The organism is Pseudomonas sp. PvP027 (assembly GCF_017833005.1).
GTDB lineage: Bacteria > Pseudomonadota > Gammaproteobacteria > Pseudomonadales > Pseudomonadaceae > Aquipseudomonas > Aquipseudomonas congelans.
Genome location: NZ_JAFIBK010000001.1, coordinates 4,820,791 through 4,845,516, shown reverse-complemented (window position 1 = coordinate 4,845,516; position 24,726 = coordinate 4,820,791). Strand labels below are relative to the sequence as shown.

Here is a 24,726-nt window from a genome sequence, read left to right as displayed (position 1 = left end):
AATGCGTTTTTTCACGGATTTAATTGAGCAAAGCCTTAACCGCACGCGGGAGGCAACCCTAGGTGTCTTAGGAGTTAACGAACCAGGACTTCGCCGTCATCTGAACGAAAAAATGGTTGATGAATTGGGGGCGGATGGCTGTTTTCTGGCTCCGCCAGTTTTCGAACATACGTTTGGTTGGAAGGAGTCGGAAAAACGTCTTCTCGACTTAGAGGGGGCTTTACTATCCAAAAGCCTGCTCAATACATTACAAAACGCCCATGCTTATGACTTTCCAAGAGAAGCACACCCCTATACGCACCAGCTTCAGGCTTGGCAAACGTTGCTTAACGAGAAACCTCGATCTGCCATCATTACCAGTGGCACCGGCTCGGGGAAAACAGAATGTTTCATGGTGCCTATCCTTGAAGATCTAATTCGGGAGCTTGAACGAAATCAGTCACCCTTGATTGGGGTGAGAGCGCTATTTCTCTATCCTCTCAACGCCCTAATCAACTCTCAACAGGAGAGATTAGATGCATGGACCCGTGCATACGGTAAAGATATTCGGTTTTGTTTATACAACGGTAAAACTGAAGAACTCGAAGGAGTAATTCGTAAGATTCAAGAACAGAAACCCAACCAGGTTTTGTCACGTGAGCTTTTGCGCAAAGAACCAGCTCCAATATTAATGACCAACGCGACAATGCTCGAATACATGCTGGTTCGTCAGGTAGACAATCCTATCCTAGAGATTTCAAAGCAACAGCAGTCTCTACGCTGGATTGTCCTCGACGAGGCACACACTTACGTTGGTTCTCAAGCAGCAGAAATGTCTCTCCTGCTGCGCCGCGTCGTTCAAGCCTTCGGTAAAAATCCTGAGGAAATTCGTTTTGTCGCGACATCGGCCACCATCGCCGGAAGTGAGGCCGAAGAAAAGTTGAAACGGTACCTTGCAGACCTCGCAGGAGTGCGGCTAGAACAAGTCGACGTCATTGGGGGATCTCGTGTTTGGCCGGATATCTTGTTCGACTCAAAAGTTGAAAAGGCCTCACTGGAGTTCGTGCAGTCTATCGAGGATGAACAAGAAATATCACCGACCCGTTTTGATGCTTTAGGCCGCAATTCAATAGCAGGCTCGTTAAGGCATGCGATCGTTAACTCGACGAAACCGTTAGATTTAAATGAATTACTGACGATATTGAAATCCGAATTGATGCCCGGCTCGCGACTGGAGCAGCAACGGGAAGTGTTAGGTTGGCTCGATGTATCAACTGGCACCCGACGCCATAAGGACGAACCTCCGTTTCTTAAGCTACGGACCCACCTTTTTCAACGAATGCTTCATGGACTATGGTCCTGCATAGACCCCAATTGCACTGCCAAATCTGCCAGTCTGAGTGAATGGCCATTTGGCAACGTCTACGTTCATCAACGTGCACGCTGCGAATGCAACGCCCCAGTGTACGAATTAGGATTTTGCGATGACTGTAAAACTCCGCATTTAATTGCGGAGGATCGAAACGGGGTTCTTCACCAATTGAGCCCGTACGCAGGAGATGAGTTTTCTCTGAGTTACGAAAGCGGCGAAGAAGAGACGTCGCCTGAACGTGAGGTAACCGGCCCAACTACTCGTCGTGCTTACGCGCAACGTTTGGTAATTGCCGGTTTGCAGGTCACACAAGCCCCCTTTTTCAGCGTCAGCCTCGATCTCGACACCCACGGTTTATGCGCTACTAACTCAGCGCGCCCTATCAACATTAATATCGCTGAAGAGAAAGCGGCTTGCTGTAGTCACTGCGATCACGAACTTCCAAACAAAAAAAGCTTTCTGAGAAAAGCGTACCTAGGCGCTCCATTCTATGTTGCGAATGCCGTCCCGACGGTGCTGGAGTTTTGCCCAGATGCCGACAAAAAAGACAGCAATGAGCGCTCCCCAGAAGAATTACCCGGTCGGGGTCGCAAGCTAATTACGTTCACCGATAGCCGTCAAGGTACTGCACGTATGGCCGTGCGCATGCAACAAGAAGCCGAGCGTTCGCGGTTGCGAGGCTTAGTATTTGAAACGCTTCGGAACGTTCAGGCCAAAGCTGATGCGGAACCTAAAGACGTTCCTACTGGCAACTTTGAACTGCTGATGCACCAGGCAGAAGGTTTAGAAAAGTCGGGAATGGGTGTAATGGCGGCAGAGCTACGCAGACAAGCGGCCGCGCTACGATCCGGCAGCGCTCCACAAAAACGAATCGTCAACGTCGATTGGGCAAGCATGGTATATGAGCTAGCGGCCTCCAAAGATGTTGAACAGTCGATCCTGCGTTACAACCGCTACGCCAACCCTGTCCTTTTTGACGGGAGCCAAGGTGGCGCAACCATGGCTCGCTTACTTTTAGCTCGGGAATTTTCCCGGCGCCCAAAAAATCAGAACAGTACGGAGACCCTCGGCCTCGTAAAAGTAACCTACCGAGGTCTCAAAGAAATTAGCTCTACCCCCCCGATGTGGACGGAAACGAAAGCGGTACCGGCGACAGGAGCATTTTCGGCGCCTGAAACTCGCCTAACGCTTGAGGATTGGCAAGACTACCTTAAAGTTGCACTTGATTTTTACGTGCGCGAGAACACTTTTATAAACATGGATCGCGACATGCAATCCTGGATGGGCAGCAGGTTTACACCCAAATCCCTGTTCTCTCCAAAAAGCGAGCTGGAAGAAAGCACAACAGTAAGGAAATGGCCTCAAGTAAAATCTGGGAGTCCGCATCGGTTAGTAAAATTACTGGAACAAGCAACCGGATTGAATCGGAAGCTCGCTGCAGACGCGGACAAAATCAATGCTTGGTTAGAGTCCGCATGGTCTGCTCTAACACAGGCTCTCATCCTGGAGCCCGCAGATCCAGGGCATCGCCTCAAGCTAGAAACACTGACCTTTTCGCTATTAGAAGAGGGGTGGCTCTGCCCGGTAACACATCGGATTTTTGATTCGACTTTTCGTGGGCTAACCCCTTATTTACCCATAAAGTTGCGTCCGCAAGACTACCGTTGCCAGAAAATCCAACTCGCCTCGCTAGCTAACCTCCAGATAGATGGTAGCGCTGTGACCAAGCAATTGCAGATCCGGTCGCAGGTCTTAAAAGATCCCGTCATCCAGCACCTTCGGTCTGAGAATCTCTGGACCGATATCAGCGATCGTACCGTGGAAGGCGGATTTTACTATCGAACCGCTGAGCATTCGGCTCAGCAGTCGGCGCAGAGACTCGATGACTATGTTGATTTGTTTAAGAAGGGTGATATCAACGTACTCAACTGCTCCACGACCATGGAGATGGGCGTAGACATTGGGGGCATCTCTGCTGTAGTGATGAACAATCTGCCGCCCCACCCTGCCAACTATTTGCAACGGGCAGGACGCGCCGGACGTCGTAGTGAGGCACGCGCGATAGCCTACACCTTATGTAAAGCGGACCCTCATAACCAGCGCGCGTTTGCCCAGCCAAAGTGGCCATTCATTACCGCCATTCCCGCTCCCACCATTACTTTAAGCTCTTCTCGCATTGTTCAGAGGCACGTCAATTCGCTGCTCTTATCTATTTTCCTAAAGTCAAAAACCAGTAGTGACGGTGACCGAACCAGGCTGACTCTCCAATGGTTTTTTGGTGGGGACGACTCACCCTGCCAGCAATTCAAAAGCTGGCTGACTAGTTGTCAGACAGAATTTGCAGATCCAATCAAACGCCTTGTCAGCGGAACTTGCTTAGATGGCTACCTGCTCAGCACAATCTCAGCCGAGACTCAGGAAGGCGTACGTATTCTGGAGGACCGGTGGCTTGAAGAGTCTCGAAAGCTCAACGCTAAGCTGCAAGCGGCGACAGATTTACCGTACAAAAAAGCGCTAGAGCTGGAGAAAAAACGTCACGAAGGTGAGTACTTGCTTCGCGATCTCGCGTCCCGTGCGTTCCTTCCAGGATATGGATTCCCTACCGATGTCGTGACACTCAACACCTACAACATTGAGGACTTCAAGCACCAGCGAACTCATCCTGAGAGTCGCGAAGACAGTATTTTCAACAACAAAGAGCTTCCGTCTCGCGGCTTAAACATTGCGATCCGAGAGTATGCACCTGGATCGCAAGTGGTAATCGATGGGCGAGTCTATCGTTCGGCAGGAATCAGTTTGCAATGGCATGCGTCAGGCCAAGTAAACGAAGCACAAAAATTTGATATCGCCTGGCGATGCTCAAATTGTGGGGCGACAGGCGTAATCGAAAACGCCTATACCAACAGCTCCGAGCTAACGTGCTCCCACTGCATGCAAGCAATTCAACCAAATGAGCGCCGCACCGTCCTTCGCCCTGGCGGCTTTGTAACCGACTTTTATGAGTCAACAACAAACGACATCACTTCTCAGAAGTTCATCCGAGTCGAACGACCTCGCATCCAACTAACTGGCGAGACGATCTCGCTGCCCGACAAGCGGTGTGGTTTCGTTCGATTTGGTCACGATGGCAGTGTGTTTCATCATTCATCCGGTGAACACGAAAAAGGTTACGCCGTATGCCTAATCTGTGGACGTGCAGATTCAATGCTCGCCTCCGGTGATATTCCTAAAAGTCTGCTCCCAGATCAGTTACACCGGCCAGTCGGCGGGATCACAGGCAGTCGTAAAGAGTTCGACTGCCCAGGCACGGCAGTTAAGCCTAACCTGTTCTTGGGCTATCAAATTCGCACTGACGTTATGGAGCTTTACTTAAGAAGTCCCCAGGCAGGTCTGTGGCTCGGAGATAGTCTGGCAGAGCAAACTATAGCCACGACTCTTGCCGTTGCGCTACGCGACGTAATCGCCGAACTCTTAGGGATTGCCAGCACAGAAATGGGCTTTGGTTTCCGTCTTGATCGCGATATCGAAAGTGGACAAGGGCGAACGGTCATTCAGCTGTTCGATGAAGTCAGCGGAGGAGCCGGATTTGTACTGACTGGCTTAGCGAATACAACCGAGCTATTACGTAAAACGTTAGGGAAGCTGCATTGCCCGGTTAACTGCGAAAACGTCTGCTCGCACTGTCTCGCAGGTCAAGACAGTCGAGTAGAGCGAGAGGAGCTAGATCGTGGACGCGCCATGGAGTGGCTGACTATGTCGGGCCTAATCGAACATTTAGACTTGCCCAGCGAGTTTGAAACTGTGGCTGGGGCTAGTTATTGCTCGATCGGCCCGATCCGATATTTGTCCTCTGCGATCAATTCAGCGGATCGCAGTGAAAACGACACCTCTATTTGCTTGGTGATAAGTGGAGATGCAGAGGACTGGGACCTAAATCACCCTTACTTCCGTGAAAAAATCCTCACTTGGGCAATCGCTGACAAACTCAAGGTGAAACTGGCAATTCCTTCAGGAGCGTCGCTAAGCAAAGAACAAAAGAACACCCTCTTTGACCTGGCTAGTCTTGGGGTTGTGATTGAGGATATGGACAACTCCCTTCTACTAATCAAGCCTTACCTTGTGGCTCAAATTTGTTCCAAATCGGTCATCAAGAGTCTTTTTAGCAGCGATTCCTCCGCTGCGACTCCAGGAGCCGGATGGCTGAGTAGCAACGATGGAATAGTGTGGGCTGGAAGCGAATGTGTTTCTGATTGCGGTGGTAAAACTATCGACGTCCGGACCTGGCGCCAATTTGAGCAGGGTGCACGGGTCATCGAAATCACCCACGAACTTGACGGGCCTATCAGCAGCTTGCATAGACGTCTCGCTTCTCTCATTCAGAAGCACGCGCCCGAACTGACTGAGTTGATTGCCACGGACAAAGCAGCAGTGGTCAGCTATTCCGACCGTTATTTGAAATCACCATGGTCGTTAATGTTATTAAGCGGCTTTCTTGAACTTTTCAAAAATGAAAAACTTGAGTCGCTTCGAATTCAAACGCTAGCATCCAGTGGCGATCAGTCCAGCAATCAAATTAGTCATGACTGGAGGTTTCAACTTGATCAAGAAGCACTTCTTAAACTTTGGTTGGGTAGCCAGTTCTCTATCTCACCTGAAATTGAAATCAAAGAACGAAGCCGGGAGCTTCAACACGCGAGAGTGATAACAGTAGATTGGGTATCAGGTAAGCGAAGCAAAGTTTTCCTTGATCAAGGAATGGGATACTGGCGAGGTAGAATGCCGTATCGCGACCAGATGGGGTTTGACTTCCGTGCTAACCACGAGAGCCAAGCGCTACAAATGCTGGATAAATATAAAATGGCGCAAATGTGTCCTAGCGGTGATTGGCCTACTTACATGAGTCTACTCGTGAGCTAAGCAAAGCACTGGACCAAGCGAACGCCACGACAAACAACACCGGCAGAATAGGTTCACCTTGCGGGCGTACCGCCCCACACAGGAGTGGGTCCGGTACACCCTTCGGCTCACTCAAACGCAACCCTCAGCTTTCTTCGTGAGCGGCGGCCGCTTCCCGCCGAATTTGCGCATACCCAATGAAAGGCTTCAACGACCAACGTGCTTGGGCAAACGTAATGAACCGTTGCTCTTGACGGTCATTTAGCTCGCCATGAAAGTCGTGATAAAAATTGATCGTCCGCCGTCTGCCATCGTAATTCTCCATCAGCGAATACGTGTCGGTAGCCATTTTTCGAACTTGATGAAGTTCTGTAGTCGGTTCTTCCCCCAGCCCCTCGCAGTAGCGTGGAAGCTTATCTCCCAGGTCATCGTTGTTCCCCTGAATGTTCAGGCGCAGTTCCAGTAAGACAAAATTGCCTAGCCGGCGCCGTTGGTACTTATCTTGTTTACGGTTGTTTTCCCCAGCACCATTTCTATTTTCAGTAGCCCAGAGGTGTTCCACAGAGTAATAGTCTGAGGTTTTACCCTCCGAAACCCCGAGAAGAATTTTATCAATTTGAATCGTTTTTCGCGGTTGGAGTTTTGCCTCGTAGTTCATGAAGAAATACCGCAAGCCACGCCATTTGTAAAAATCGTCTGGGCTGTCAGGGTCCAGAGAGAAAGACTTAATAAACCGATGATCCGCCGCTAACCAATGGATAAATTTAACGAGCCGGTATTCCAACGCATCCTCATCGGTTTCCAAATGGATGCGCCCGACCTTAAGCTCTTCGGGGGGAAGTGCGGCCAAAAGCTCAGAGTGGTAGTAACGTGCCGCGTCCCCATAAAGATCGCCTTGTCCGGTGTCATTACGTGAAGTCATGTTCCGCGCCATGTAGACCCGAAAATTGAGGATCTCCAACAACCGAAGCAGTTTATGCAGGCGCTCGCCCGAGCCCTGCAATTTGATCACCATCGCCAGGAACAGAGGCATAATGGACGCATGACGTGCCTGCGCCCGGATCTGATCAAGAAGCACCACTATCTCAGGCTCTAAACCTATGTGATCACGCCCATACAGACGTTGATACCAGAGCGCGGCGATTTTCATAAACTGCACAAAAGCTGCAATTTTTTTAATCACCGGTTCGCGGGGTAAATCCCCAGTCAGACAGCTGTCGAGGTTTACTCGCTTTTTCAGCTCTTCATAACCGTATTGGCTATCGGTTTTATTCAGTTTGAAATGGACGACCAGGCAATAACGAAGAAATGCACTTTCGTCGCCGATTGAGGTTTTGCCAGCGATGTTCAAGGCCTTTAGGATTTCTGACCAATCCTGATCGATTGTGTCCCTGAGCGAAGCCGCAGAAAGCTTCACACAGCAGTAAATCAAATAGTTTTTAACCTTTTCCAACTCGCTAAGCGGTTTCCCTCTGTTGTTGATGACCTCGAACATGATCCCTGTTTCAGCATCTTCTTCAGGCGCGAATACCAGAAAGCCGAGCCGGGACTCAAGGATGTCTCTGATCCGCTGTGGCTCAATTCCCAAAGCGATTTTTTCCTCAAGCCACTTTTTAATCGAACCTCTGGCACTGAGTAATCGTTGATGTGCCTCAAGTTTAATCGGACTGTTGTCGAGGTTGCCTTCAGCCATCACTACACGTTCAAAAAACGACCGTGTATCCGAGTTTAAGCGCAATACAGCACGATCATTGCCAAACTCGCCGCGGCGTAAATACAGCGCGGAAAACGCTGCGCGCTCTTCGATGGGTAGCGATTCACCAAGCAGGTAAAGAAAAATGACGAGTGTGGTCAGCCGCTGCTGGCCATCCACTACGTTGAAGCCGTTGTCTGTCGTATATTTCGGACGACTGAGGACGAGTGTACCGGTGTAATGACGTAAGGCTGCGCTATCTTGCATCAGATGATCGACGTCCTTGAGCAGTTCATCGACCTGCTTTTTATCCCATGCGTAGCCACGCTGATAATCCGGAATGATGAAAAACCTGTCAGAAAAAATGATCGGCAGCGTTAGCAGTTGAGCGCCAAATCCTTGTTTAGTCATACGATGTATCGTTCCTTGAATGGGGGGGGGTGCAGAGAACGTGAGAGACTAAGTGTTCACTCAACGCCATGATTAACCTTAAGCATGCTCGATCCGCCAACGGCTGAATGATCGTTGTAGGCAGTAGAATCGGGCCAGTTGAGCAAACCCGACCTGGCGGACAAACATGATGCCACTATCGCACTCAGCAATAATTTTTTATTACTGACTGGATTTAAGTGTTCGATAGATGCGTCATCACGGCCGCGTGCCAATACCATTTTCCGGAGGGTGAACGGCAATCGGCAATGACAGTGAAACACGGCGACTGACGGTCCATGCGATTCAGCCGGGGTTAGGTAGTAGGCAGTCCGCTGTGCGCATAAAAGGCGTGTTGTCAAAATAGAGCTAATAGAGTCTGACTTTTCTCACTGGGAAGATTGCCAGAAATAGAAGCATCTCAGCACGTTTTCATGAGCTTTCCAGTAGCATATGTCCAATAGTAGTTCAGTTTACGAGGGCCAGCAGCTGCTACATTAGGCCTGTATGCTTAAAATGCTCAGCCATAACGAGCGTTGAAACCTCAAAATCAAACGGCACCACCCACAACCTCAACCCCTCCGAAAACTCAAAAACCGGCAATGCCTCCTGAAACGAAGCCCGCTTCGGGTAAATCAGCACCAAATCCCCCTGCCCGCCTAGATACTTCTGCCCATACGCAAACAGTTGATAAAAATCAGCCTGGCTCAGACCATAATTTTTGCTACCCAGCTCGCTGTCCAGCCGCTTCCATTTGGTGTCCAGAACCCAACTCTTCTCCCCCTGAGTAATCATCAAGTCAGGCCGTAGCTGAAAGACCTTTTTGCCCTGATGGGTGCACAGATACTCACTGCTGCGCTGGGTATGCAACGTTGCATCTGGCGGTAGTGAATCCCTCAGGCACGCAGCCACGTAGCGCTCGAACAGCTTCTCCATCGGAAACAGAAGGCTCATGCCCTGCCACTCGCCTGCAATCGCCAACGGTGTTTGCTGTTGGATGATGAGTTCGCACCACGGCTTCACAGGCTGGTAATGAGCCATGAGCCGGTCGTGACGCCACTGTTTGAAATCTTGAGTGGTGTCTCGGCTGTTTGGGATCTCTAGCAGCAGTGAGCGCAGTTCGTGGGAGAGACGCCAGTTACTGGGGTCTTGAGTGGTTTTACAGACGATATCTAACGCAGTATTGAGTAGGCGGTTCTCAGGGCGGTCGGGTAGGAATATGTCGTGGCGGATTTGGAAGTGGTGCTGTCGCCCTGGAGGTTGGCGCATTTGGCGGGCAGTATTGAGCTGACCACGCATATACCGCTGCTCCTCTTCGACACGTTGATAGTCGAAGCGAAGGCCGCGCTTGATGAGGTGATCGAGTGCTTCCAGAAAGCTGCTCATCACCCATTCGGTCAACGGCGCATCGAAGCGCTGTAACGCGGTTGCGCCGACCTTACGGGTTGGAAGGTCTAGTGACTTCTGAATCATTCGCTTGAGCAAGGCGCGGCTTTGCTGGATGCAGTCGCCTTGTTCAAAATGCTTGGGCAGGATTTCGATACGCGTACCGCAGGGTGTCTCCAGCGCGCCAACGTAGTTATCGAGTTTAAGCCAGCGGCGGCCTTCAACTTGAACCAGTGCCGCACCCGTTTTGCTAAAGCGGGAACTGGTTTCACAGAGCCAGTCGAAAGCTGAGGGCGACACTTGGGCTACGTCGAGCGTTGGGTTGAGAACATTGCCGGTTGTCAGCCGAGCATATTCTCGGACCGTTACGGTGGTTTTCACCTTTGCTGTTCGCTCAGGAACTTAATGATCTTGCGCCCGAGGTCCCGCGTGTTCAGCGTGATGCCCGATGCTGATGTAATAGACAGACCATGTTTGCTGGCAATCTCCCGCAAATGTGGCTTAGCAGGTTTGACCTGCTGACCTTCACGATAGACCTGAATACTGCCATTCGCGGCTTGTCGTATGTCTACGCTTTCGGTCCTGACGCTTTTCGCTTCCAGCGGCGCGCTGACGCTCAGGTTGTGATCGATCACACCCAAATATGACTCTATATTGATGAATGCAGGCAGATTCAATTCCCAACGCTCGTTGTTCTGCCCCACAGTGACAGCGTCTCCAAACAGCACGCTGAGGTCCTGGCTCGGCTGGACCAAGAACCGATTTTCTGGAGCCTTGCGTTGATCGTTGAGGACCCACTGGATACGCTGCCAATCTTCGAAGAAATACTCCTGAAGTAGCGGCAGGATTTGCTCTCGAAAAATGCCTGCCAGGCGCTCCAATGTCGGATCGCTCTCGAGAGGCATAAAGTACGCGTGCCCCAGGCAATGATCTTGATCAAGCAGGATTGCTATGCGCTGGTTCATCACACTGAGCAATTCATCAATGGCGATGCCACCCACCTCTATGTCTTCAAGCAGCTCCGGGTTAGGCGGCACCTCAATGAACGTGAAGCGACGACGCAGGGCAATATCAAGTGCGGCCAATGATCGGTCAGATGTGTTCATGGTGCCGATCAAGTGGATGTTGCTGGGAATGCTGAAGCGCTCTTTCGAGTAAGGCAGCGTAACCTCGAGAGCCTCTGATGCGCCCGCACGCTTGGAAGGTTCGATAAGGGTAATCAGCTCACCGAAGATGCGCGAGACGTTGCCTCGGTTTATTTCATCGATAACAATGACCTTAGGAGAGGAATTGCGAGGTTTCTCATACTCGAAATATGGCTGATCGTCCTTATTCTCAACTTGAACTACCATCTGATTTATCATCAGAGGAATGACGTTTTTATACCCATTAATCAAGAAGGGCTCTAGATCAGAATTTGGTAATTTCTTGTCCCATTGACCGTTACGCAGGTCCTCCATTGCCAACGTACCGGATCGTACATAAGATGCTAGCGCGTTCAGTAAACTCATGCCTATTTCGAGTTTTTTACCCTGGGGCTTCTGTATTTCGACTACATCTGAAGTAGCACGAGTTACTTTATATCCTGTACCAAAGGTATCACCTCGTTTAAAAGGACGAGGTTTCCTCTTAGCGGCTCTCCTAGGTTGAGGCTGCCTTGCGTTTTCAACGCACATAGATTTAAAAATGCCTGATACCACCTCGTAACGGATCTGGCCTTGCTCATCAGTCGTAGCGCGAAGCCCTTCAACAAAGTCTTCATAGCTGAAGCTCTGATGAAAGGTCACAAAGCGCACGTCACCTGCCGCAAGCAGCTCGTCAAATCGAGCTTTCAGCGCTGACCGGTTATCAGGGTTTTTAGCAAGAAAAGGCTGATCAAGGATCTGCAACGTCGCTTCGACTGTGGCGTAGGTTTTCCCCGTACCGGGCGGACCGAAGAAAATCTGATTGAGCGAAGGCATTGCCGAACGTCCCTGTAGGAAAAGTCCGACAACAGTATCTAGATTGCCAGCATGGGTAAAGCGAAGCCTCGGTGGTGTCGTGTTTATGTAGCAGCCCTGAGAATTCGACGCAGAGCGTCGCGAACTGCATTCCTACGCGGAGCGTTGGAACGATATGGGTTGCTGAACCCGATACCTCGCCTGAAGATCGGAAACCCCTGACATCCTCTCCCTCCCCGCTCCGATATCGACACGTTGCCAGTACCAGTATCGTATGCGCCGGTGCCTAAGAAACACCCAACGTAGATGCAGTGAGTTCACGCATAGCTTCAGATTCCAATCGTTCTAATCAAACGGGAATCTCGGCTTTGCTGATCCGCTCAGTTGGGTTTCTTACGCCCGCTCTACGTTGGTCTTTAACGTCATTTCAGCTCATACGTAGAGGTCAGCATGTTAAGCAATCTATTTCAGGCCAGCGCTCGTCAGCCGCGAGAACTGTGTGCCGGTTGCATCCCAACCCCCTTTCACCGCCACAACCGCCAACTCCTCGCCCTTCTCCTCGAAAACCAACCCTGGTTCAGCGCCCGCGATCTGGGTCGCATGATCGGCTGGCCATTGAACGAGCGGACGCTGCGCAAGCTGGACGCTGACCAGCACCGCATGATCACGCTCGACCTGCACGGCGAAGCACAGTCAGAGCTGATGGTTAGTGAGTCGGGGGCGTACGCGATGATGGTGCATCACTACCATGCGGAGAATCGCGGGTTGCGGCAGTGGATTACCCATGAGGTGGTGCCTGCGTTGCGGGATGGGCAGGTGCCGTTCGATGACTGCACGCCGAACCTGAGCATGCTGCAGTGGCCGGGGTTGTCGGTGAGTATGTTGCACTGGCACAGCGAGCCGTGGATACGGTTGCGGGATATGCCGATGCTGTTGGCGCATCCGCAGATGCAGGTTGAGGCGCGGCCGCGCAGTTCAGGCAGGTCTTGGTGGCGGGCGGTGCTGCCTGCTTCTCGGCTGGGTTGAATGCGTGGTGATGGCCGTGACGTGTGGGTGACGGCCATTGTGTCTCGTCGGATCAGCCTTTCAGGCGGCGTCGGTAGTCGTTGATCATTTCTTTGGTGACGTCATCCTTGTAGCAGATGGGCGCGTAGCCGCCTTTGCGGCTGTAAGCGCTGCGTTTGCCACATTGACTGCCATTGCGGGCAGAGTTGTAGGGGCATGGGCAGTTGCCGGAGTAGCCATCGATGGATTCCTGGATGATAGCTTTGACGATTGAGGCGTCTGTTACCTGGGTTTCTCTGGCCTGCACGGTGAAGGCGCAGAGCAATGCGAGCATGGCGACGACGCCTGTCCCTGTCTTTTTCACGGCTATTCCTTAGCGAATGCAGACGAGTGTCTGTTGCAAGGTTTTACCATGATGGTATTGAGCCATCAAATTTTGTTTATTGAGGCGGTTGTTGGGGATTCGGGTTGTTCGGTGAGCCTATTTGGCAATGAGGCATGGCTAGGCCAATCTGAGATTTGGTTGCCAAGGACGTAACGTATACACAGTTTTGCTGCCGGTTCCCGGCAGATCGCGAACAAGTTCGCTCCTACGCCCTAAGGGCAGAAGCGGGTCAGCGAAACGTCGACCGGTGCGCCCCACGGCCTCCGGCCAGAAGCCGGAGTTGTGAGTGATCAGGCATTTGCCTGATGGCTTGGATATGACGCAGAGCGTCACGAAATGCGTGCCAACGCGGAGCATTGGCACGATAGTCATACGAAGGGTGGCGAGTGCCTGCGGGGCTACTGCACCCCGCAGGCTCTATCCATCAGAACTGCCAATCCAGCGACAGACCTACACCGTGGGTTTTATCCCGTGCACCCAGCAAACCGTTGTAGTCCAGGTTGATGCGTGCGTCCCTGCCCAGGGCCAGGCTGGCGCGGGCGCCGACTACGGCGGCGTCGCGGTCCATCGAGACGCTTTGCACGTTGAAGCTGTTGCCGGCGCTGGCGAAGGCCAGGTGTTGTTCCGACGAGGTGTCGCTCAGGTTGTGCTGCCAGCCGAGGGTGGCGGATACGTCGAGTTTTTGGGTGTCGTTGAGGTTGAAGCGGTTACCGGCGCGCATGCCCAGGGTCGAGAGCACGGTGTCGCGTGTGTCGTCGCTGCCTTTGAGGGCCGTGGCGCCGCCTTTTTCGGTGAAGCTGTCGCTGTCGAAGTGTACGTAAGCCAGGTTGGCGAATGGCTCCAGTGCCAGCGGTTGCAGGTTCAGGCGGTAGGCGGCTTCGGTGAACACCTGGCTCGACTGGGCGTCGCGCTTGACCTTCTGACGGTCGGAAAACGCGCCGAATTGCAGGTCGCGTTTCACGTCGATGCGGTGCCAGCTGTGCGATGCGCCTGCGGTGAGGCGCAGTGCGCCCTGTTCGTGGCCGATGTAGGCGCCCAAGTGGTAGCTGTCTGCCGAGGCCCGCGAGTGGGTGTCGTCGCCCAGGCTCAGCGAGGTGTCGCTGTAACCTGCCATCGCGCCCAAGCGGGTGTGTTCGCTGATCAGACCGTCGACGCCTGCCAGCAGGCCACCCAGCGACGAGGTCAAGCTGGCGCTGTCGCTGCTGCCGCTGTTTTTGCCCCAGGCCCCCAGCACCTTGACCCACACCGAGTTGTCTTCACTGCCCGGTGCCGGTTGGTCATACAAGCCTTCCACGCGCAGACGATCACCCACGGCGTCGCGCAGTTGACGACTGTCGTTGATCAGTTGCGTAGCGATGGCCGGGTGCACTTCGCCCGACAGTTGCGTGAATGCACGGCGTGCGCTGGCAGTGTCCTGGCTGAGGATGATGCTCTCGTAGACCGGGTTGCCCGCACTCAGTTGCTCAATGGCTTGGGCCACGCTGCGCTGGTTGGACGTTTGCGCCGCACTGGCGAAGCTGTCGCCGTTACGCGCAAGGGCCAGTGTCACGCCGCTGCCGGTGTAGGCCAGGTTGCCGTCCAGGAAGGCGTAGTTATCGGTCACCGAACCGAACTGACCCTGAACGCCGCCAGCCGCCTGCAGCACGTTGAACTGCTGACCCAGAACGCTGCTGGTCTGGTTGCTGCTGAGCAATGCGGGGTTGTCGTTTTCCAGAGACAGGGCCATGTTGGCGCCGCTCACGGTCGCGATGCCGCCGACCACGATGCGGTCGCTGGCGGTGGGCGAGAATTCGACCGCGTAGGTCGAGCCCGGCGCCAGGTTGAGGTCGCCCGCCACTTGCAGAGTACCGATGGAGTTGCCCGGCGCGACGGTGCCGCCCTGATTGGCGGTCAGCGACGCGACGCTGCCATTGCCACCCAGAATGCCGCCGTTGTTGACGGTGACGGCCGAGGCCAGCGAGCCGTTGATGGCCAGACGACCTTGATTGACCAGCGTCGGGCCGCTGTAGCTGTTGGCCCCGGTCAACACCAGGGTGCCGATGCCTTGTTTGGTCAGGCCGCCGTGGCCGGAGATGTCGTTGCTCCACACGTCGAGCCCGCATTGCGGCCCGCTGCAGGTGCGTTGGGTCGGCTTGCCAGCATCGACAATCGCGCCGACGCCGGGCAGGTCAGCCACGAACTGGCTGTCGCCGTAGGCGCCGTCGATACGAAACTCGGCAGGAATGTCCGCCTCGGTGACGAACATGCTCGGGCCGTTGACCGCTTTGCCGAGGTTGATCATGCCCCAGCCATACAGCGCGTCGACGCCCGGCGCGCCAAGGTCGGTGGCGGTGGTTTTCAGGACGTCGGCGACCTGCGCGCCGGTCATGTACGGGAAGCGCTCCATCAGCACAGCCATGCTGCCGGCGACATGAGGCGCGGCCATCGAAGTACCGTTCTTGTTGGCCCAGCCGACGGTCAGGTCTGTAAGGCTGGTGCCGTTGAGCACTGAGCTGTAGATACGCGTGCCCGGCGCCGAGACGCAGAAGCTGGCGGTGTAGCCGCAGCGCGAGGAGAAGGTGCTCAGCGTGTAGGGCGTGGTAGCGGCCGCTGCGGCATCCGGGTTTTGTTGCAGGGCGGCGACGGTCAGCCAGTTGGGGGCGATCTCCGGTACGAAGTAGCCGAGCCCGGCCATCGCGTCGGGGTTGTTGAGGTTGTAGTCGTTACCCGCGGCGAAGATGGTCACCACGCCGCTGCGTGCCGCGTCGATCGCCCCCTGATAGGCGCCACCCGGACGCGTGCCGAGGATCTGGCGGATCTGGTCGAACTGCACTTGCGCGTCCTGCACGGTGAAGTGCGGAAACGCCGGATCGCGACCACCTTTGTCGAAGCGGTCGGTGATGCCGATGCCCCAACTGTTGTTGATGACCCGCGCACCGCTGTTGACCAGTGCATTCCAGCCGGCCTGATACACCGCGCCGTCGTTGCCCAGCACGATGCCGTCTTCCGGGCCCGGGTCGCCATTGTCGGCGCTGATGATTTGCGCGTTGTAGGCCACGCCGTGCATCGGCCCGCCGTCGCGATTGCCACCGGCGATGCCGCCGACGTGGGTGCCGTGGTTACCGAGTTTGCCGCCGGAGTCCAGGCTCGGTGCGCCGTCGTAACGGAAAGCGTCGCCCGCCTTCACCGGGATGTACGGGTCGGTGTATTCGCGGATGCCGCTGGTAACCAGATTGACCACCTTGTCAGGGCTGCCGAATTCCGGATGCGGGGCATAGACCGGCTGGTCGAAGATGCCCAGTTTGATGCCTTTGCCCGAGTAGCCTGCGGCGTAGGCCTGATCAGCGTTGATCGCGCCCAGCCCCCAGTCGGCCTTGAATTCGGCACTGCGCCAGCTGGCGGCATTGCCCGCCTGCCCCGCTTCTACATAAGGTGCGGCATGAGCCACGCCCAGTGTCGCCAGGTAGCAGGCGAGCGCGCCGCAGGAGGCGCGATTGATCGCCCGAATGGCTTGGCCCAGGGGTTTGACCGAGGTGTGTCGGGTGTTGAATGCATCTTTCATGAAAATTACCGTCCTTAGTTAACGCGCACGAATCTCCGCGCGCATGCATCTGCATGCGCGTCGTTCTTTTGGGTTTAGGGTTGCGTACTGCTTAGAACTGCCAGTTGAGGCTCAGGCCGATACCGTGACTTTTCTCACGACTGGCCAGCTGGCCGCTGTAATCGAGGCTGATCCGCGCCTCCTTGCTCAACGCCAGACTGGCGTGAGCACCGACCAGCGCGGCGTCGCGCACCAGTGGCGAGCTTTCTATACCGAAGCTGCTGCCACCGGTGGCAAACGCCAGATGCTGTTCGGAGTCGGTGTTGCTCAGGTTGTGCTGCCAGCCGAGGCTGCCGGACAGGTCGACCTTCTGACGGTCGCTGATCGCGATGCTCTTCAGGGCACGCAGACCCAGGGTGCTCAGCACCGCATCACGGTTGTCGCTACCGGCAGACAGCGCTGCAGCGTCACCCTTCTCGGTGAAGCCATCGGTGTTCAGGTGGACGTAGGCCAGATTGGCGAACGGCTCAAGCGTCGCGGGTTGCAGGTGAATGCGATACGCCGCCTCGGTGAACACCTGGGTGCTCTGCGCATCGTGTTTGGTTTTCTCCTTGCCCGCTGCGCCGCCGACCTGCACATCGCGTTGCGCGTCGATGCGATGCCAGCTGTGTGCGGCGCCGAGGGTCAGGCGCAGTGCGCCGATTTCATGGCCGAGGTACGCGCCCAAGTGGTAGCTGTCCACCGAAGCCCGGGAATGCGTGCCGGAGCCCATGTTCAACGAGCTGTCGCTGTAGCCTGCAACGACGCCCAGACGTGTGTCATCGGCAATGTTGCCATCGACACCTGCGAGCAGCCCGCCAATCGAGGTGGTGTAACTCGCGGTGTCGTCACCCGAGTCGGTCTTGCCCCAGGCGCCCAGCGCCTTGAGCCAGACGTTGTCTTGTGCGGCAGTGTTGCCATCGGTGCCGAACACGCTGGCGCCGAGGCGCTCACCCACGGCATCGCGGACCTGACGGCTGTCGTTGATCAACACGCTGCCGATCGCCGGGTAAATTTCGCCGGACAATTGCTGGAAGCTGTCGCGTGCCGAGGCAGCGCTCTGGGTAAGCAGCAGGTTTTCATACACCGCGTTACCGGCACCGAGTTGCTCGGCGGCAGTCGCCACAGCCGCCTGATTGGGGGTTTGCGCCACGCTGTTGAAAGCCGCGGTTTGCTCGACGTTCAGTGCCACGCCTGTGGCTGCGTAGTCGAGTCGGCCACCGAGGAAGGCGTAGTTGGAGGACACGCTGCCGAACTGGCCATTGATGCCATTGGCGGCTTGCAGCACGTTGTACTGGCGACCTACCACGCTTTGGATCGGTGCGGAATTCAAGGCCACTGGCGTCGCATTCTCCAGCGCCAGCGTCATGTTCGCGCCTGACACGGTGGCGCTGCCGGTAGCGACGATGCGGTCACTGGCGGTTGGTGAAAGCTCCACGGCATAGGTCGAACCCGGTTCGAGTGTCACATCGCCATTGACCTGCAATGTGCCGATGGAATTACCCGGCGCGACGATACCGCCGTTGCGCGCCGTCAGCCCGCCGATCTGGCCATTGCCGCCCAGCGTGCCGCCGGCATTGACCTGCACGGCTGACACCAGCGACCCATTGATCGACAGCACGCCGCCGTTGACCTGCGTGTCACCGCGATAGGTATTGGCACCCTGCAGAATCAGTCGACCCGCGCCGGATTTGATCAGGCTGCCTTGGTACTGACGCTGTGCCGCTGCGGCGGCGCGAGCGGTGCCGGTGGCGTAATCGGCCTGATCCTGCTGGCTGGCGGTGCTGGCAACGCCGTTCTGCCAGCCTTTGCTGATCAGCGTCTGCTGCCAGGTGGCCTGCTCGGCGCTGTCCTCGGCCTGACGCTGGATCAGCGCCTGATCGGAAATATTGTTGCTCCACACATCCGTCAAACCTGCGCCCAGATTGGCGTCGAAGGTGCCGAGCAATTGGCCCGGACCACGCATCGCCCGCTCCAGATTCGCCACACCCCAGCCGACGCTGTTGGTCGGTGCCTGGGTTATCGAACCGTCGAGCTGGGTGGCGGTGGTCAGCAGCACTTGCAGCGCCTGCTCGTTGTTCATGTACGGGAAGCGCTCCATCACCAGCGCCAGCGCGCCAGTGGCATGCGGCGCGGACATGGAGGTGCCGGATTTGATGCCGTAACCGCCACCCGGCACGGTGCTGTTGACCAGCCGACCGGGCATGGTGATGCACCAGTATTTGGACAGACCGCACTGGTTGTAGCGTTGACCGTTGCTGCTGTCGAGGCCCGAAACGGCCAGCCAGTGGCCTTCGAGATCCGGTTCGAAATACGGCAGCGACGCCCGCACGCTGGCATTGGCATAACCGCTGTTGCCTGCGCTGAAGACGTTGATCACGCCTTTGCGCGAGACATTCGCCGCTTCGTCCAGCCAGGTGCCGCGGTTGTAGTGCTGAGCGTAGGCAGCGCGCACGCCCGCTTCAGTGGCGTAGGTCACATCGGCCGGCTGGCTGCCCCAGCTGTTGTTGATGGCGCGCACGCCGGCATCGGCCAATGCACCGTACACCGCCTTGAAGTACTGCGGGTCGGGGTTAGGGCCGAACAGGAAGCTGTCGTTCTGATTGGTGTTGCCGACGTAGATCTGCGCGTTATACGCCACGCCGTGCATGCCGACGCCATCGCGCGCCGCGCCCATGGTGCCGGTGACGTGCGTGCCGTGGGTGTCGTTGTTCGGGTTGATGGCACCGGTGATGCTGAACGGCGAGCCATCAACGTAGGTGCCGGTAGCGGTGACTGCGTGGTAGCGGGACGGCGTGGCTTCCGGGTGGGAGGGGTCGAACCCCGAGTCCAGCGCACCGATCTTCACGCCTGCCCCGGTGATGCCAGCGGCGTAAGCCTGATCAGCCTGGATACGGCCCAGCCCCCAGTCGCTCTGGAATTCTGCAGAACGCCAACTGGCAGCGTCCCTTGGCTTGCCCTGCTCGACATAGTCAGCATAGGCCGAGCAGCCAAACGTAAACGACAGCGCACACAGCGCACCGGTTGCTACAGGCTTGAACGAATAACGGACAACACTCACGCACTTCGACTTTTGCATCCCTGCACACCTGATACTGGTTGGCTCTTGATTGAGCGATTCCAGAACATAGTCCGCAGTGTAAAACTTGGCAACAGTTTTATTTCAATTCTGATACAAAGGTTAAAACATAAGGAAAACGCATCGCAGAACATATATATCGCTGATAGGCGCTTGAATCTATTGAGCTTATTTTGGATTTTATTATGCCGTTGAATTATTGCGTAGTGGCCATTTAATTGCACGCGACTTATGTTTCTCGCGCTCTACCCACTGTTTCCAGTAACAGTTACCAACGGCGTTACTTGCCTGAAAGCACCGAAACTTGTCCGGTAATAACAAATGTCCATTCGGAGATTCCCGGAAAAAAGATGACGCAGAGCGTCATGAACGGCATGCCCACGCGGAGCGATGGGCACGATAGAGGTGGGCTGGGGCTTGCGTGAACACACCATCAAGCCCCCCCAGTACGGCACCAGGACGCAGAGCGATGGGCACGATAAGTGGTGTGCTCACCATCGTTCCCACGCTCCGCGTGGTAATGCCGTTCAGGACGCTCCGCGTCCTATCCAGGGAGTGGCCTGCCTAGCGGCTGAACCGCTCTGCCAGACTGTGCAGGTAGTGCGCCATTTCTTCCAGCTCGCTGCTGATTTGCGAGCCTTGCTGCGCCTGACTGGCGCTTTCGTCGCAGAGTTGCGCAATGCGGGTGATTTGCTGGCTGATGGTTTCCGCGACATGGCTCTGCTCTTCAGACGCCGATGCCATCTGCTGGCTCATGCCAGTGATGCGGGTCACGGACTGGCTGATGCCATCCAGCGCCTTCTGCACGGCTTCAACGCTGGCGACACTCTCCTGAGAAATCTGCTCGCCTTTGCTGGCGGTCTGTACCGCACGGTCGGCGCCATCACGCAGCGAGGTGATGATTTGCTGGATCTGCTCGGTCGACGACTGCGTGCGAGACGCCAGCGAACGTACCTCGTCGGCCACCACCGCAAAACCACGCCCCTGTTCACCGGCACGCGCCGCTTCGATAGCCGCGTTGAGCGCCAGCAGATTGGTTTGCTGGGCGATGGACGTGATCACATCGACCACACTGCCGATCGATTGGGTCGCGTCAGCCAGTTCCCCCACGGCGTTGCCAATGTCGGTAACCGAGGTCGCCATGTGCCGAATCGCCAGCAGGCTTTCATCGGCCAGCCCACGCCCCTGTTGCGCGAGCTTGTCGGCCTCTTCGGCAGCATGGGCAGTGTTCTGCACGTTGTGGGTGACTTCCTGAATGGTCGCCGCCATCTGGTTGATGGCCGTGGCTGACTGATCGGCCTCACTGCGCTGCTGATCCAGCGACTCGGCCTGGCGCAGGGACAATTGCGCTGACCGGCCGGCATGCTGGCGCACGCTCTCGCCGGTATCCGCCAGACGCGTCAAGGCCGTCTGCAAACGCGCTTCTTCGCTGAGCATGGCCAGGTCGAGCTGGGCCTGCGGGCCGCGATTATCGCTGTAGGTCAGCGCAATCAATGCACTGGTGAAGGCCTTGGGGTGTTCTTCAAGGGTTTCGCGGATGCTACGGCGCTGACGCACTTCAAGAAAAACGCCCAGCACAACCATCGCAATCGGGATCATGATGATCGACGGCAAATCGTCGAGCAGGTAAACACCCACAGCCAGCGCAAGCGCGCAGAGGATCATCGGTAACTGGCGAATCAGGTGATAGGCCGCCGAGCTGCTGGAGGACACTGCCGACTTGCCAGCCCGCAACCGCGCATACAACGCTTCAGCGCGACGTACCTGATCGCGGGTCGGCAGCGAGCGCACCGACTCGTACCCGACGATCCGGCCGTTTTCGTAAACCGCCGTCACATAAGCGCTGACCCAATAGTAATCGCCCTGCTTGGAGCGGTTCTTGACCACCCCCATCCACGGCTTGCCCTGTTTGATGGTTTCCCACATATGCGCGAACACCGAGGCTGGCATGTCCGGGTGGCGCACCAGGTTGTGCGTCTGCCCGACCAGCTCTTCGCGAGTAAAACCGCTCAGGGTGACGAAGGCGTCGTTGCAGTAAGTGATGTGGCTGTTAAGGTCGGTGGTGGAGATCAGGCGTTCAGAGGCCGGAAAAGTCCGCTCAGTCTGCGTGATAGGCATGTTGACGCGCATTAGGAATCACTCCGTGATAATGCTGATACTCCGGGCAGATGCTGAAGATGTAGCACAGCCTTTCAAAGTGACAACCGATAGTCATGATGCACTGTTATCACCCACAAGACTCAGGGCTTTAAAAACGGTCGGGGATTACGTCGCTCAAGAAACGGCAGGAATCAGAGCGGCGTAAGGTGTTTGCGCCGCAAGGAGGATGCCTGCACCATGCGGCACCTGATCGCATCCCGACCCAAGGCACAGACCCAAGGCAACCCCATGGCACACAACACGACCTCTGCGCTGCAAGCACTTATCAAGAAACTGCGCGGGTTATTGAGCCGGGTTGCGGGAGGCACACCGAGCCGGCAACAACACCCGGAGCCCGCTACGCCTGCAGCGCAATTGCCTGAACCGCAAGCACCAGTCAGAACCCGCCGCGCCAACCCCGGCAAAAAGCCCCACAAACCTGCGCCGCCAACACCCACGGCAAAGCCGGCGGCGCCTGCGTGCCCGCACTGTCGGAAAACCATGGTGATCAAGGTGGCCCGCACCGGCAAGAACGCCGGGGAGTTCTGGGGTTGTGTGGCCTACCCGAAATGCCGGGGGATCCGACCGATCTTTCGCTGAACGCAGGACCGGTCGCCCCTTGCACGCTGCGCTTAGCTGATGTTGGCCAACAGCTCGCGCGCCATGCGCTGATGCTCTTCGTCGGACTCGTCAATCACCTGCTGGAGGATCTCACGGGCCGACTCGAGATCGCCGTCCTCGATCAGCACCTGCGCTTGATTGATCTGGCTGAGCGGCGGCTCTTCCAGGTCCAGCAGGTCGAAATCGGCGTCGTCGTTCATGAAACTGTCGAGGAAATCGTCACTCAAGCCGTCGGCGGCGGAAGGTGCAAGTACCTCAACAGGCTCAATGACCTCGGGCTCGGAGAAATCACTGAGGAACTGTTCGTCGGAGAGCTCGAAGACTTCCGGCAGCTGGGTCAGGTCCGAAGAAAAACCGGGGTCGACTTCAGCGGGCGCTGGCGCAGCGGCAGGCTTGGCACGCGGTGGAGGGCTGTCGAACGGATCGACCAGATCCCAGTCGGCGTCCATCGACAGGTCATCCAGGTTCAACTGAAATTCGTCAGCGTGCTGTGGATTCAGCGCCTCAGCGGCGCTTTCATCCAGCTGCGCCGAGGGTTTTGGCTCGGTCTCTGGCTGCAGGTAGGCCGCAGGCTCGGGCTCGGATTTCTCGAAAGACAGTGTGCTGGCTGCCACCGCGACAGCCGGGACGACTGCCGCCACGGGGGCGATTTCGGCAGCCTTGAGCTGCGGAAAGCGATCGCGAATGTCCTGAATAGTCTGCGGGTCGACGCCATGCTCCAGCGCGGCCTTTTCTTCGCGAACGAAACCGCTGCCATCGCCCTGCTCCGCCAGCAACTCCAGCAGGCGGATGCGAATGTCATCGCGTTCAGGTTGGGTTTCCAGGGCAGTGCGCAGAATACCCATCGCCTCGGTGAACCGTCCGTAGGCGATGTAAATGCTGACGCCATCCAGCGCATCCGGAGTAGTGCCGGACGAACGTTGCGCTGGAGATGGTTTGGCAGGTACCGGTGTCGAAGGGTTCTGCACCGGGGTTTGCGGCGCCACGGCAGGAACTTCGAACACCGGAAGCATGGCTGCCTGAGCGGGCTTGATCAGCGGGTCATCCGGGGTGACGGCGGGTGCTGCTGACGCCTTGCGCTGCTGACGCCGTTTCGAATAAGCAAACGCCACCAGCAGAAGCACAATCAATACGGCAGCGAGCAGTATCGGCAGGCTGAGGAATGAGTCGCCGCCCGATGCAGCAAGAGGCTGAGCAGGAGCGGCAGGAGCGGCAGGCGCAGCAGGTGCGGGGGCTGCAGGTACAGCTGCAACTGGCGCGGCGGCGGACTGCGCAGAGGCCAGATCGCTGCGCAAGGCGATGATCTGTTTGTCCTTGCCGCTCATCTGCTCCTGCAGTTCCTGAGTCTGGGCCTTTAGCGCCTCGAGCGACTGAGTCAACTGCTGGTTTTCGATGGCAGCGGCCGACAACTGCTCGGCGGTACGCTGCAACTCGGCAGGCTTTGGCGACGAAGCAACAGCGCTTGCGACAGGCGCTGCGGTGCCAGGCAGTACCGCGACGTCCGGCAGCAACAGGTCCTGACCGACTTTAAGCGCGGCACCGGCACCTGCGGCGAAGACCTGCGGGTTGAGCGAACGAATACCGTCCGCCAGCTGGCTTGCCGACACCTTGTTGCCCGGCCCCTGCAAGCGACTGGCAATACCATTCAGCGTGTCGCCACTGGCCACCGTGTAGTGTTTGCCCTGAACGGCGGCCGGTGGCGCGACCGGCATGCGGCTTTCCGAAGACGAGGCGGCCGAGCGCTGCTGGTTGCGGCTGCGCGTGGCGGCCAGGCCTTGTGCAGAGGTGGCAGGATCGAGCAGCAGCGTGTATTCGTGCAGCAAATCGCCATTCGGCCGCGCCAGCTGGACGAGAAAACTCAGGTAGGGTTCGGTGACCGGCTTGTTGGAAACCACCCGGATCACGCCGCGGTCACCGTGCAGTACCAGCGTGAAGCGCAGGTCGTTGAGAAAGAACACACGCTCTATGCCCGCCTTGGCGAATGCTTCAGGCGATGCGAGTCGGGCGACCACGTCTTCATTGCTCAGACCGCCGGTTTCCAGCAACTGGATCTCGGCATTCAACGGCTGGTTGAGCGCCGAGTGCAAGGTGATTTCACCCAGGCCCAACGCAGATGCCAGCGTAGAGCAGGTCAGCAACGAGACCGCCAACACTCCCTTGCCAAACGCCTCGCGCGCCTTGCGGCCTGCATCTTCGACAGCAGCCAGTGAACTCTTCAGCATGCGAACCCTTATGGAAACCAC

At 56.5% G+C, this 24,726-nt stretch carries 11 protein-coding genes; 3 read left to right on the top strand and 8 right to left on the bottom strand.

The annotated features are described in order from the left end of the window. Position 1 precedes the first annotated feature (1 nt). On the top strand, positions 2–6,268 hold the full coding sequence (locus JOE33_RS21005) for a DEAD/DEAH box helicase (protein ID WP_187625909.1): 6,267 nt from the start codon (positions 2–4) through the stop codon (positions 6,266–6,268). Between the two features lie 124 nt (positions 6,269–6,392). Here JOE33_RS21005 and JOE33_RS21000 read toward each other — a convergent pair whose 3' ends face one another. The 3 genes from JOE33_RS21000 to JOE33_RS20990 form a co-directional block, all read right to left on the bottom strand. Beyond that, positions 6,393–8,351 (bottom strand): DUF262 domain-containing protein, encoded by a 1,959-nt coding sequence (locus tag JOE33_RS21000; protein WP_187625908.1) that lies wholly within the window; start codon positions 8,349–8,351, stop codon positions 6,393–6,395. Positions 8,352–8,861: 510 nt separating this feature from the next. Next, the gene (locus JOE33_RS20995; RefSeq protein ID WP_209924129.1) at positions 8,862–10,136 is read right to left on the bottom strand and encodes an McrC family protein; all 1,275 of its coding nucleotides are present in this window, start codon (positions 10,134–10,136) and stop codon (positions 8,862–8,864) included. Further along, positions 10,133–11,716: an AAA family ATPase gene (locus tag JOE33_RS20990; protein ID WP_187625906.1), complete on the bottom strand. Its 1,584-nt coding sequence runs from the start codon at positions 11,714–11,716 to the stop codon at positions 10,133–10,135. The genes JOE33_RS20995 and JOE33_RS20990 overlap by 4 nt, the downstream gene beginning before the upstream one ends. A 429-nt stretch (positions 11,717–12,145) precedes the next feature. On the opposite strand from JOE33_RS20990, the gene JOE33_RS20985 reads away from it, so the two are divergent. After that, positions 12,146–12,721 (top strand): Bro-N domain-containing protein, encoded by a 576-nt coding sequence (locus tag JOE33_RS20985; RefSeq protein ID WP_187625905.1) that lies wholly within the window; start codon positions 12,146–12,148, stop codon positions 12,719–12,721. Positions 12,722–12,773: 52 nt separating this feature from the next. On the opposite strand, the gene JOE33_RS20980 is transcribed toward JOE33_RS20985, so the two are convergent. The 4 genes from JOE33_RS20980 to JOE33_RS20965 all read right to left on the bottom strand — a co-directional run bounded on the left by JOE33_RS20980 (position 12,774) and on the right by JOE33_RS20965 (position 21,853). Next, positions 12,774–13,064 carry a hypothetical protein gene (locus JOE33_RS20980; protein ID WP_187625904.1) on the bottom strand — a complete coding sequence of 97 codons (291 nt, stop codon included), beginning with the start codon at positions 13,062–13,064 and terminating at the stop codon, positions 12,774–12,776. Positions 13,065–13,509: 445 nt separating this feature from the next. Further along, on the bottom strand, positions 13,510–16,626 hold the full coding sequence (locus JOE33_RS20975; protein WP_209924128.1) for an autotransporter serine protease: 3,117 nt from the start codon (positions 16,624–16,626) through the stop codon (positions 13,510–13,512). A gap of 91 nt (positions 16,627–16,717) precedes the next feature. After that, entirely contained in the window at positions 16,718–19,723 is a 3,006-nt protein-coding gene (locus tag JOE33_RS20970; protein WP_187625902.1) for an autotransporter serine protease, read from the bottom strand. A gap of 564 nt (positions 19,724–20,287) precedes the next feature. Continuing rightward, positions 20,288–21,853, bottom strand: a complete 1,566-nt coding sequence (locus tag JOE33_RS20965) for a PAS domain-containing methyl-accepting chemotaxis protein (RefSeq protein WP_187625901.1) — start codon at positions 21,851–21,853, stop codon at positions 20,288–20,290. 258 nt (positions 21,854–22,111) lie between these two features. Here JOE33_RS20965 and JOE33_RS20960 point away from each other — a divergent pair, with 258 nt between their 5' ends. After that, a complete protein-coding gene (locus JOE33_RS20960) occupies positions 22,112–22,462 on the top strand; it encodes a topoisomerase DNA-binding C4 zinc finger domain-containing protein (RefSeq protein WP_187625922.1) in 351 nt (116 codons plus the stop codon). 32 nt (positions 22,463–22,494) lie between these two features. Here the strand turns inward: JOE33_RS20960 and JOE33_RS20955 are convergent, their stop codons facing one another. Further along, a complete protein-coding gene (locus JOE33_RS20955; protein WP_209924127.1) occupies positions 22,495–24,705 on the bottom strand; it encodes a FimV/HubP family polar landmark protein in 2,211 nt (736 codons plus the stop codon). Between the last annotated feature and the right edge of the window lie 21 nt (positions 24,706–24,726).

What these genes read in the sequence shown, in the direction of transcription:
- JOE33_RS21005 (WP_187625909.1), top strand. Translation starts at nt 2, where the DNA reads ATGCGTTTTTTCACGGATTTAATTGAGCAAAGCCTTAACCGCACGCGG.
- JOE33_RS21000 (WP_187625908.1), bottom strand. Translation starts at nt 8,351, where the DNA reads ATGACTAAACAAGGATTTGGCGCTCAACTGCTAACGCTGCCGATCATT.
- JOE33_RS20990 (WP_187625906.1), bottom strand. Translation starts at nt 11,716, where the DNA reads ATGCCTTCGCTCAATCAGATTTTCTTCGGTCCGCCCGGTACGGGGAAA.
- JOE33_RS20985 (WP_187625905.1), top strand. Translation starts at nt 12,146, where the DNA reads ATGTTAAGCAATCTATTTCAGGCCAGCGCTCGTCAGCCGCGAGAACTG.
- JOE33_RS20975 (WP_209924128.1), bottom strand. Translation starts at nt 16,626, where the DNA reads ATGAAAGATGCATTCAACACCCGACACACCTCGGTCAAACCCCTGGGC.
- JOE33_RS20970 (WP_187625902.1), bottom strand. Translation starts at nt 19,723, where the DNA reads ATGCAAAAGTCGAAGTGCGTGAGTGTTGTCCGTTATTCGTTCAAGCCT.
- JOE33_RS20965 (WP_187625901.1), bottom strand. Translation starts at nt 21,853, where the DNA reads ATGCGCGTCAACATGCCTATCACGCAGACTGAGCGGACTTTTCCGGCC.
- JOE33_RS20960 (WP_187625922.1), top strand. Translation starts at nt 22,112, where the DNA reads ATGGCACACAACACGACCTCTGCGCTGCAAGCACTTATCAAGAAACTG.
- JOE33_RS20955 (WP_209924127.1), bottom strand. Translation starts at nt 24,705, where the DNA reads ATGCTGAAGAGTTCACTGGCTGCTGTCGAAGATGCAGGCCGCAAGGCG.